Source organism: Paraburkholderia ribeironis (genome assembly GCF_900019265.1).
GTDB lineage: Bacteria > Pseudomonadota > Gammaproteobacteria > Burkholderiales > Burkholderiaceae > Paraburkholderia > Paraburkholderia ribeironis.
This window is the reverse complement of the sequence record NZ_CYGX02000104.1, coordinates 1-10,830: the sequence shown is the minus strand read 5'-3', so window position 1 is coordinate 10,830 and position 10,830 is coordinate 1. Positions and strand designations below refer to the sequence as shown.

The window sequence follows — 10,830 nt, the reverse complement described above, 5'->3', positions numbered from 1 at the left end:
CCTGTGTTCGTGACGCACCCTCGTCCAGATGCCATGTGGTGCTGGATGTGCGGCGAGCCGCTTTGACCCGCCGTGCAAAGCACGCGTCGAACTTGTCGCACCAACGTCGGATCGTTTCATAACTGACCACGACGCCGCGTTCGAACAGCAGCTCCTCGACGTCGCGCAGGCTCAACTGAAACCGGTAGTACCAGCGCACGGCACAACTGATGACGATCGCGGGGAAGCGATGGCCGCGATAAAGCGATTTGATGTTCTGCATCGCCAGATCTTACCCGACTCAGTCAGCAACGTGACAATTCCTCGTAGGAACGTCGGATCACGAGAGTCCCAATGACTCAACTTCGTCTTGATCCGGATCTGTCGACGAAGCGTACGCGCAAGCGGGAATTTTTCGGCAAAATGCGGCGCATTGCCCGATGGTCGAGGCTGATTTCGCTGAGCGAGCCGAGCTATACCGCCGGCAAGACCGGACGACCCCGTCCCGATCGCGACAATTCGGGATGAAAGCGCATGTGCGACCTGAAAGCCGCTTGAATTTCTGTCTAACTCAACGAGCAGTCCGTTGCGATTAAACCGGTTTTTCCATCAACCGTTCCCTACCCCGAGATGCGGAGCCGGTAACGGCTCGGTGTAAAATGAAACTCTGTTAAACGTCGCCATCATCATCACAACCCGCTTCGACCAGGGGATTGGCCCTTTGAACTGCGACGCACGGTGTGGCGACCGCCTTTGTCATGGCAATGCCCTTGGTAGCTCCCGCTATCGACGTTAACGGGACAAGGCCGACCAGCGATGTCGGGCACGAAGCGTAGCAGGGTTACTTGCACCAAAGTTCCTTCGAACGCAGAAAGATTGTCGAAAACAGCCGGATCTGTTCGGCTGTTAGCATCTCGATCAACTGGGCCCGGCGTAGGATTAGAATCAGCAACTGCTGGGGCTGCTCATTGTTTCAGTCCGGCCTGCCCGGCGCGTTACGGTTAATCCCAAAGGGTTAAATGGTTCATAAATACCGCAATAACGATTTCTGGCATTGAGTCGATGCATCGACTTCGAAATGGCTCGTTCGGAATCCTTGACACCGTTGGGATTTCCGCATGGAATGCTGTCCTTTTCGATTGGTAAGGTATCCAATCTATGTGAAGTGCTTTCCCCTGAACGGCCATTTGCACCAGAGCCGTTTGGACACTTGACAACATCATCGTGAACTGAAAATGTCCCGGAACCGAATCGATAATAGCATGGCGACGTCACCTTACTCCAACGAACTGTCCCGTCCCGACCCTCCGCCTGTGTCGCAGCCGGCTGATCCGCTGCAAGCGGCGCTGTTTCCCGACCACTCTCCACCGCAGACGCGTCACGACACCGGCTCGAGATCGTCACCGGCGACGCAATATCCTGATCCGGACCGGCATCGGCGTGCCAGTCGTTTCCAGCGCGCAGCACGCCCGACTGCGAAATCCGCTGATGACCTGAACTGGCTTTGCGGCCGACTTGAAATAGCACTTGAACTAGCTCCCCGGTTCTCCGATGAACCTCGAAGAAAATATCGGTTTATGGCAGACGCATTTGGCGACGCAAAAAATGCAATGTCGATTGCTCACGCTTCATCAGTCAACGTAGAACGAAGAAACCGCTCGATAATCAACGGCCTCAAGGTGGCTTCGGAGCTCCTAGATTCTATGTGGAAGGAACTATTTAGATTTCGAAATGATCTCAATTGTTTGCGCCCAACTTTAAAGGACCTTCCCGAGAAGAATGGGGACGAATTGATAAAGATTCGCCACTCGTTGGCTGAATTTATGAGTGCGCTGGACGAATTGAATGCCAACCGCCAGCAACTCGAATTGTTCGCGGATTCAGTAGCAAAAGTTGCTAGATCAGGTGTTTCCCGCCAAGCGTATGAAGAGGTCGAAATTGGTTACCCTATGCTCATTTCCGGGGCGTTAGAATTGTTGGCGCCGGTGGCAAGATTGGTTGTCTCATTAAACAACTTCTATCTTCACACATTTGCGTGGCCAGTCGATGTCCGACAATCGCTCGGAACCATTGCATTAAGATCCAAGGCAGTGTTCGACTTATTTGAAAAATACAACGAGACTAAGGCGAAAAATAACGCACAAGAAGCCTCAAAAAAGAAAGCACATATATTATGTGAAATACTCGGCGCACTTAAGCTTCTGGATATAGCCGCTAACCACCTCGCACAAACTGCTTCGGAAAACTGGAGATCGGAAGATTCTGGGAAATGGAATGAAGTATTGCGCTTTGCCGAGCGACTTGGCGATTTTACGTCGCCTCTGCAAGCTATAGTTCTGCCAATGGTCAAACGCTCGCAAAACGACACAGGGGAGTCGTCGCATGCGGCGGGACTGCAAGGCGCGACCGATGCACAAGAAGTATCAGGCGTTGAAACGGTTCCACCGCGTCGTCGATCGCACCGCCGTACTCCTCCCCAGCGCCACGAGGTCGGGCGGGTGCGCTCCGCGGACACGGCCGAGCACTCGGAAATCCTCAAGCAGGTTTCAGCTCTCCTAGACAAGAGCAAACGATTGCCGCCAGACGTCGTACGTTACTCCGCTAACGACTTGCTCGCGCTTGCTCGTCGGGCCGGGTGTGATACCAGCACGATCGACACCATAAAGCGAAATGAAAGCGACCCGCTGGACATTGCTAGCATAATCCGCGATTCGGTCGCATCATGGTTCGGTCGTGTCACCGACCTAGAGCGCGCCCTTAGAATGCTCGCTGCACTACCCCAGAGTCCCCAGATCGCGGCGTGTGCCAATAAGGTGGCGCAGCGAAAAGGCCTTCTGGCTCACATCGAGGCTTGCATGAATCAGCAAGAGGCAGATTTGATCAAACAGTATCTCTACCCTAAAGCCAGACATCTGCACCGCCTATTCGACTTAGACGAGGTCGCTCTGGTACAAATGCCGAAGAAGCTTCCTTCTAGTTCCGACCAAGACAATCAAGGTACGGTATTCGAATTGTGCGTTCAACCTCATCCAATTTCTGACGGCGATAACGCCGCGCCCTTGTTCGTTCACGTACATACGCGTCGCACGGTGACGGCCGATGGATGCCTGACACTAGAACTGAGTGATTTCAACGCCATTCACGTTAAAACCAAGACTCAAAAGAATCTCGGGAAGCAGTGGGAGAGGTATCAACGGGCTCTGGGAAACACTGACCCAACCATCCACCGGGGCCAGGTCGATGAGAAACTGTGGCGCCGATTAAAAGAGAAGGCCGTCAGTGCCGGCAGCCCTGAGAGATCGCCTGTTCCGGCGCTGTCACGGTGGAGAATGAAAGAGGCAGCGTCGCAATAAGCGCCGCGATTGGAATTGTCACGTTGCTGACTGAGTCGGGTAAGATCTGGCGATGCAGAACATCAAATCGCTTTATCGCGGCCATCGCTTCCCCGCGATCGTCATCAGTTGTGCCGTGCGCTGGTACTACCGGTTTCAGTTGAGCCTGCGCGACGTTGAGGAGCTGCTGTTCGAACGCGGCGTCGTGGTCAGCTACGAAACAATTCGACGCTGGTGCGACAAATTTGGCGCGGGCTTTGCACGGCGGGTCAAAGCGGCTCGCCGCACATCCAGCACCACATGGCATGGATTTGAAAAGTTGCGTAGGCATGCGGGACTCATTGGAGTAAGGCCAGACCTTCCGGTGGCGCAACTTCTAAAGGCTCTGGCAGCCGGGGCTCAGTCAGACCACCCTTCCGTATCGTTCCGTATCTCCCCCGGACGTAACGGTCGGTACATTAGAATCGATTCCCCGGACATAGCGAAACTGCTCCCTCGTCTCGACGAAATAGAGAAGGTGTTTAATTTCGTGATGTCAACGCCGATCGAATTCCGGTTCTTCCACACGTTGCGCGAAAGTGCCAAGCGGCATGTTGCTCAATGATGGGACCAATAATTCGGGGTCCTACATTAGTTCACTTTTCCAGTACGGCGGTGCCAGCTTAAGTCTCGCACCCGCATTCTCAGCTGCCAAACAACAGCTCCATGCACACGAAGTGTGGAAGAGCCAAAATCAATTCGGCGCCGTCAGACATATTAATCTTTGGTCTTGCCAGATTTGGTCTTGCTGAACACGTAGCCCGCGAATCCGTCTTTCAAGTCGGGGTACTTTTGGATCGTGGGCTCGGCCAAATCGCTCGTTGGATCGATGCCCAGTCGACGCAACGTGAGTTTGCCTGCCGGGGTGACCTTGTAGGTCCGTCGCCAGTCCTCTCGCAGCCGAGGCGCCGCGGCTTCATAAGCTTCCCATCCGCGCTGGATTTCTTCGACTCTGCGGTCATGCGCATCCACATCTTGGGCGGCGATCCGCAACGCCATCCGCGTCTTAACGTGTTCTTTAACCTCGACCTCGCGTTGTTCGGTGAGAGCAAGGTTTTCCTGAACCTCAATCATTTTGCGCTCAGCGTCGGAAACGATCCACCCTTCCTTCAACGCCTTCATAAAGAATCCGGCCGGGCTCTTTGATACCTTGCCAATTTTCAGGCTGAAACGTGTGCGCTCGATCGCCTGTTCCAAGCGTTCGTCCGTGTAGGTATCGCGCTCCGCCGCAATCTGGTTGAGCTGTGCGCTGGAGAGGCCAAACTCCTGCTTTAAGGTTTGGTAGATCGCCTGGGCTTGTTCATGCGTATGCAGTACACGCTCCGCCATCTCTTTGCGCTCAATGCGAAATCTCAGGCGCCCGATCTTGCGAGACCCGGGCTCATTGCGAGTCTCGTATGAGAGTGTCAGGTCGGAGACCTCATTGATCTGCCCCACGGCCGGTGCGAGCCAGTCGCGTTTGAAGTACTTGAACTCCTGCGCCTTGGCACCCATCGCGCCTTGCCATGAGCGCAGTTCGTCGAGCGTAAGCCAGTCTGTTTCGCCCTCGTCGGCGTAGGGGAGCAAGTGGTCGTACATCACACGCGCGTAATTGAGAGTGAAGAGCGAGGTGATGCGCAGACTCAACCAATGCGACTTACCTGGGCCACGTATTATCCCAATAAGATCAGGCGGGACGCGGAACTGGAAACGCCCACCCGCGTAGGAGATACGACCGATCAACTGGACGGAACCAAAGGGTTTCTCTCCGTCGGCATCCGCCGCGGCAGTCGCCTGGATCAGAGCCCTTTGCGCCTCGGTAATGACCTGCTCAAGGTGCGTGTTGTTGCGGCTCGAATAGCGCATGAGCCACTTGAAATAGTCCAACTCCACGTCGAACAGGTCACGACCCCGTTCTTCCTGCGCAACGATGAAATACGCCGCGTCGATCAGACGTCGAGCCGCCACGCCCAAATCAACAATGCGGATCAGGACATTCTTTCGGGCGAAACCGATATCGGAGCGAGCGGTCTCGACGGGCAAGTCCTCGGCATTCGCGTCGTCGAACAAAGCCAGTGCCAGTTGGCTTGACGTGGCCACCTGCCCTGCGATCGCCATTTGGCCTCCCGCACGTTGTTCAAGATGATTTGGACCGGTACGGTACCGACGGCAAGGTGCCCTGTCAACACAGATCACCTCACCTTAGCCTGTCGGTCAACACAGAACGTCTCACCATCGCGCCGGTCATTCACATTTCGCCTCACCTTTGCCGCCCAAATACTTCACCTTGGCAACCCATTCGTCTCACCTTTCCGTGGTAAACAGCTCACTTTTGTTCTCAATCAACATCACCTTTGACACAGAACACCTCACCTTGCGGCGCTAACCTGCTGATTTTTATAGAGTTCGGAATCTACGTTAGTTGTTGGTTGGTTTTGCTTTTAATAAAACACTAACAACTGCGCGCCAGAAATTGCGGAATGCTGCTTAACCACATACGGCCGTGGTGCTGGATGGCTTTTCAAGCGGGCAGATGCACGGGGCCGTTCCTCCCCAGTTTTCGCGAACACGAAGCTCAGTGCAATAGAGCTCTCAAGGGCGGACGGAAAGGTGAGGCGAATTGTGCACAGGCAGAACGAACTGCCAATGAGCGCGGCTTTCGGGCGTGTAAGGTGAGGTGTTCTGTGTTACGTCTACGTTCGAAACGTGGAAATCGGTCCGTCGGCTTCTCCGGATCTTGCTCGTGGATGCGGTGCCGAGTTGTTGCAAATGCTTGAATCTATGGAGTTTGTTGTGGGTAAACATCGGAATGCGGCTTTGCGCACGATTCCGATAGCTATTCGGCGGTCTGGCTAGTATTCTACGGTTCGGCATAGATGCAGCCTAAAACCGTGTAAACGGACGGTAAGCGTGGAGAAATCAGCTCACTGTCGACCAAAAATGAGGAACCGTCCCAATGAATTTGAGTGAGTTGCCTGGGATTGACCGAAGCGTAAAGCTCTCCAACCTCGGGGAGTTCGCAGAGCGCCTGTCGGTGATGGCGAACGAACTGCGTGATCAAATCCTAGCGCCGCGACCGCGGAAGACGCCGCCCGTCTTTACGATCGGTGAACTGTCGGAGATGTGCGGGATCGATCGTCAGAAGATCAATTATTTGGCGACTAAGGAAGGTGGCGATCTGCCGCCCGGCGAGACTCATGGTACCGGAAGAGCGCGAATTTTCTCATTGAAAGACGCGCGAACCTGGGTGCAGCAAGTATCTGACATTTACCAGACTCCGCTTGTTACCGGCACGCGTGAGCATCGAGGTCGCGTATTGATCACAGCCAACTTCAAGGGCGGCTCATGTAAGACTACGACGACGATGTGCATTGGGCAGGGCTTGAGCCTACGCGGTCGCAAGGTATTGGTTATCGATCTGGATCCCCAGGCGTCTCTGTCGGAACTGTGTGGGTTGTATGCCGAGAAGGATGTGACGTGGGAAGACACTGTGCTCCCATTCATTTATGACCCGAACATAGAAGGGGGGCTCGCTTCGAAGGTGCAGAGTACATACTGGGACGGGCTCGATGTGATCCCGGCTCACAATTACCTGCACGACGCGGAGTTTCACCTCCCGACGGCACAGCAGACTAGCCCCGGGTTCGAGTTCTGGTCGGTACTACGCAAAGGAATCGAACCGCTTCGGGCGCAATACGATTACATCATCCTCGACACAGCGCCGTCTCTGTCCTACATGACTCTTAATGGCCTGATGGCGGCGGACTCAATGGTGATGCCACTGGTGCCGGAGAGCCTGGACTTCATCTCGTCGGTGTCATTTTGGTCGCTGTTCGCCGAGGTCGCGCATGGCTTCGTGGAACACGAACTCGATAAGACCTACGATTTCATCTCGGTCCTCTTGTCGAGGGTTGACTACGGCAACACGTCATCGGCGCCGGTGGTGCGTTCTTGGTCGCAGCGTGCCTATGGCGACTGGCTTCACGCGACAGAGGTTCCCGCCAGTTCCGTTATGAGCAATGGCGCCCTAGCATTTTCGACCGTATTCGATCTGTCGCGCGCTGATGCTGTGGCGAAGACATTGGCGCGGGTGAAGCAACCGTTGATGGACTACTGCAAGTGGATCGATGACCAATATGTGGCGCAATGGAGGGCCGGGCAATGAGCAGTCTGCGTGAGCGCATGATGAGCAAGACCGCGGAGGTTCGGGCGGCGAAGGACATTAAGCTCGACCCTCAGCAGGACAAAGCCGCGAGCCCGCGCACAGCACCGGGCATGGCGGGAGCCTTGGCGGTCGCGCAGCAGCGCATCATTGAACTGGAGAAGACAGGGGCGCCGTCAGAAGTGCTGGTCTCGAATATCGTTCCAAACCCGTGGCAACCACGACAGTTGTTTAATGAAGCGAAGCTCACGCAACTCGCTGAGTCGATCCGTGAGGCCGGTCTGGTTCAACCGATTGTCGTTCGTCGCGCGGCGGCCGGCTACCAGATCATTGCCGGTGAGAGGCGTTGGCGCGCGCATAAGATGATCGGGAAGGACACGATCAAGGTTGTCATCATCGATCTCTCGGACGAAGAGATGGCGATGTTGGCCCTAGTGGAAAACGTGGCGCGTGAGGATTTGTCCGACTACGAGATCTCGCGGTCTGTGCGCAGGACGGAAAGGGAGTTCCCGAACCGGAAGCGCATGGCAGAAGCATTGGGCATATCGCGTTCGGAACTTTACCGTTACCTCGCTTTTGGCGATTTGCCCGATTTCGTGATCAAGGATTTGGATATCCAGCCGCGCCTGCTTGGCGCGCACGCTGCGCAAGATGTGGTGTCTGCCCTCCGTGAGCAGGACGCGCGCGCGTTCGAGATTGCCCAGAATCTTTGGGTAAAAGTCGTGGCCGGCGATCTGGATCAAACGAAGCTGGCTAGAACGATTAAGCAAGAAGTTGAGAGCGACGGCGGATTCACTGGAAGCGTCAGCGACCGCAGCATCGAGAAGATTTTTGCGGGTAAGAGCCAAGCCGGATCGATTACTAAGGACGCCGTCGGTTTTACCGTCAAGATCAAGGCTGGGCTGCTCACTGCAGATAAGGAAAATCAAATTAGGGCACTCATCGCGCAGCTATTTTCGGACGACGTTTCTTCTGACTAGCATCTGTTCAAGCCCGATCAATTCGGGCTTTTTTATGTCTCCAATGGAGACACGTACAAATTGCGACCCCTCCCTGATTCAATCGGCCACGCGATCTTGGCGCTGCTCCGCGCCCGCGGGCATCGCCGTCTGACGGATATCTTCGTCGCGGACTGAGTGTCTCCATTGGAGACACTGTCCTTGCAACTTCGTTACTTGAGAGGAGTGGCTCCAATGGAGACACTCAGGCACAGAATATTCCGCGTACCGGCAAAACCCGAAAACGACGTGCCCTTCCGAAAACCGGGAGAAGATTCGCTGCGCGCTTTCGGAATTCTCCTAGAGGGAGTTGGGAATCCGTCCGAAGCTCGGTTGACGTCTGAGTATCGGACTTTTCTTGACGTCCTCCCTGCCCTAAAGGATCCCTAAAGGACGGGGATTTCTCCTGCGGGACGGCCACGTCCGGCCGCGAGAATTTTGCGAGCAGCAATGCGGTCACGATCTCGGGTCGTTCCACAATGGCTGCACGTCCACGCTTCTATTCCACGTCCTGCAACACCTTTCGACCCCGAGCGGCTTTCGCGACACGAACAGGTTTGGGAGGAAACCGCTTCATCGACTTCATCGAGCCATACGCCTGCGTCAGCGCATTCGTACTGCAACATGGTTTGGAGCGCCGCCCAGCCTCCATTCAACACCGACTTGATGTGCGGACCGCGGGCCAGAGCCTGAGCGTTCATGTCGCCAACAAAAATCGCACCGTGTTCGTGGACGAGTGTCAGGTCCTGAGTTGATGCAGAAAGTCCTTCCTTCGGTTCGCGATCTTTGCGTGGATCGCCTTAGCACGAGCCTTCTTTCGAGCCCGCTGCGCTATCGCCGGCTTGGGCTCGAGATCTCGGTAGAGCTGCTGGGCATCGACGTTACCAAGGGCTTCATCCGAGACTTCGACGAAGGCCTTGAGGCCGAGGTCGATACCGAGATTCGCTTTGCGGCGTTGGCCTAGGCGCATTTGACCTTGACCGTCACTGAGATTCCAACGTCCTCGACTGCCTCCAGAGATGCATCCCGCGCCGAGCTCGTAGCGAGCGAGACCATACTGTCCCAGACCGCAAGATGCAATCCGTGGAAATGCGCCTGACCGTTACGCCAGACCACCAATCTGGCTTTGAAGGGGATCCAGCCCAACGGGCGACGGGCACCACCACTCGTCACGACAGCTTTATCTTGGGGTGCTGCCGGCGACGGGTCGCATATTCGTCGGCAATCTGCTGGAACACCGCAGAGCCGATGATGAGCCCTTCCTTGGAGCCGCCGTTGAGGTAGCGCTGAAGGTCGATGCCCGAAGCGAATCGCCGCTCTCGCTGGAAGATTTTGAGCGACAACTCGTTGCAGGCATAGCTGCTGTGGCCATAGCGCAGACGATGGTGGTCGATAGCCTCGATGTCGGTGGGATACACCGATCCATCCGTCGCTCCGCCTCTTGACTTAGCCAGGTTTTCTGCGTTGTCTAATCAGACACACTTCGTGGCAACTTCACAGCCAATTACTGCCTTCGAACTTGAATGCTATTCGGGTGAGACGAACGTCGCCGATTTATTGCACGTCATCATGGCGGACGGCGCAGGCAGTAGGAAAACAGCAACCAATGCGGTACACCGCGCGAGTGGCAGCAGGCGGGATGTGACCGCGAGACCTTATGCCCATGCCATTCCGGTACCTGTCGCGCCCCGTGCCACCTACAAGCCCGAAGATCTTAAACGCCCTAGTCAGGCGTGCGCATCTGCGCCTTTTGCGTTAACACTTACTGCGCAATCGACCAATGCCACAAATCTGTACTCCGCCTTTCCGGCGCTACGAGTGTGGTCAGCCCTGCGCCCAGATGCCATTTCGCAGCGCTAATGGAGTTGCGTAGCGCGGCGCGTCCCTTCTCTGCAAAACGCGAGTTCAACTGCGAATCCATAGCGGGCAAACAACGGAAGTGCTGAATTAACGCAACTAACCGTCAGCCAACGCGGGCGCGCAGAGAGGGGCCTAGCGGCGCGACAAATCGTCTACCACGGAGGCATGCTATGGCCGCGAAGGCGAAACGAAGAATCCTGAATAGATAGCTGCATCATTTTCCCTTTACTGAAAGCTGCGAATGCCCGAGTTGAGCTGCCGAGATGAAGTGTCCCCGTGAAACACTCCTATAGCAAATCTCGATAAGCCACGAGCCTTATGCGACTGGCGATTGAGCGCAATGCGTCCGAATTGTTTCACGGAAGGGAGGTATTCCTGCGCAGCGCAAACTGTATGAGCAAGGTATTGCGTGGACCATGTCGCATCATTTCGATAATTCGTATCGGACGCTACGTAATTTGTAACAACTGGTTGCGGGTTT

Annotated in this window: 7 protein-coding genes and 3 pseudogenes; 6 read left to right on the top strand and 4 right to left on the bottom strand. The window is 55.4% G+C overall.

Annotated elements, in window-relative coordinates; translation table 11 throughout:
* Positions 1-262 (bottom strand): annotated as a pseudogene (locus BN2475_RS30455) (IS6 family transposase); the annotation flags it as partial.
* Between the two features lie 71 nt (positions 263-333).
* Between BN2475_RS30455 and BN2475_RS34435 the strand changes: the two are divergent.
* The 3 genes and pseudogenes from BN2475_RS34435 to BN2475_RS30445 all read left to right on the top strand — a co-directional run.
* Positions 334-480 (top strand): annotated as a pseudogene (locus tag BN2475_RS34435) (IS5/IS1182 family transposase); the annotation flags it as partial.
* A gap of 761 nt (positions 481-1,241) precedes the next feature.
* The gene (locus tag BN2475_RS30450; protein ID WP_143325981.1) at positions 1,242-3,332 is read left to right on the top strand and encodes a hypothetical protein; all 2,091 of its coding nucleotides are present in this window, start codon (positions 1,242-1,244) and stop codon (positions 3,330-3,332) included.
* Between the two features lie 52 nt (positions 3,333-3,384).
* A pseudogene (locus tag BN2475_RS30445) lies at positions 3,385-3,618 on the top strand (IS6 family transposase); the annotation flags it as partial.
* A gap of 449 nt (positions 3,619-4,067) precedes the next feature.
* Here the strand turns inward: BN2475_RS30445 and BN2475_RS30440 are convergent.
* Entirely contained in the window at positions 4,068-5,447 is a 1,380-nt protein-coding gene (locus tag BN2475_RS30440; RefSeq protein ID WP_094783105.1) for a replication initiation protein, read from the bottom strand.
* A gap of 838 nt (positions 5,448-6,285) precedes the next feature.
* Between BN2475_RS30440 and BN2475_RS30435 the strand changes: the two genes are divergently transcribed.
* Positions 6,286-7,494 carry a ParA family protein gene (locus BN2475_RS30435; protein WP_094783104.1) on the top strand — a complete coding sequence of 403 codons (1,209 nt, stop codon included), beginning with the start codon at positions 6,286-6,288 and terminating at the stop codon, positions 7,492-7,494.
* The gene (locus BN2475_RS30430) at positions 7,491-8,471 is read left to right on the top strand and encodes a ParB/RepB/Spo0J family partition protein (RefSeq protein WP_094783107.1); all 981 of its coding nucleotides are present in this window, start codon (positions 7,491-7,493) and stop codon (positions 8,469-8,471) included. The genes BN2475_RS30435 and BN2475_RS30430 overlap by 4 nt, the downstream gene beginning before the upstream one ends.
* 404 nt (positions 8,472-8,875) lie before the next feature.
* Here the strand turns inward: BN2475_RS30430 and BN2475_RS36650 are convergent, their stop codons facing one another.
* Positions 8,876-9,190 carry a zinc ribbon domain-containing protein gene (locus BN2475_RS36650; RefSeq protein ID WP_094783103.1) on the bottom strand — a complete coding sequence of 105 codons (315 nt, stop codon included), beginning with the start codon at positions 9,188-9,190 and terminating at the stop codon, positions 8,876-8,878.
* Positions 9,191-9,243: 53 nt separating this feature from the next.
* On the opposite strand from BN2475_RS36650, the gene BN2475_RS30420 reads away from it, so the two are divergent.
* Positions 9,244-9,453 carry a hypothetical protein gene (locus tag BN2475_RS30420; protein WP_094783102.1) on the top strand — a complete coding sequence of 70 codons (210 nt, stop codon included), beginning with the start codon at positions 9,244-9,246 and terminating at the stop codon, positions 9,451-9,453.
* 205 nt (positions 9,454-9,658) lie between these two features.
* Here the strand turns inward: BN2475_RS30420 and BN2475_RS30415 are convergent, their stop codons facing one another.
* Positions 9,659-9,907 (bottom strand): hypothetical protein, encoded by a 249-nt coding sequence (locus BN2475_RS30415; protein ID WP_094783101.1) that lies wholly within the window; start codon positions 9,905-9,907, stop codon positions 9,659-9,661.
* Between the last annotated feature and the right edge of the window lie 923 nt (positions 9,908-10,830).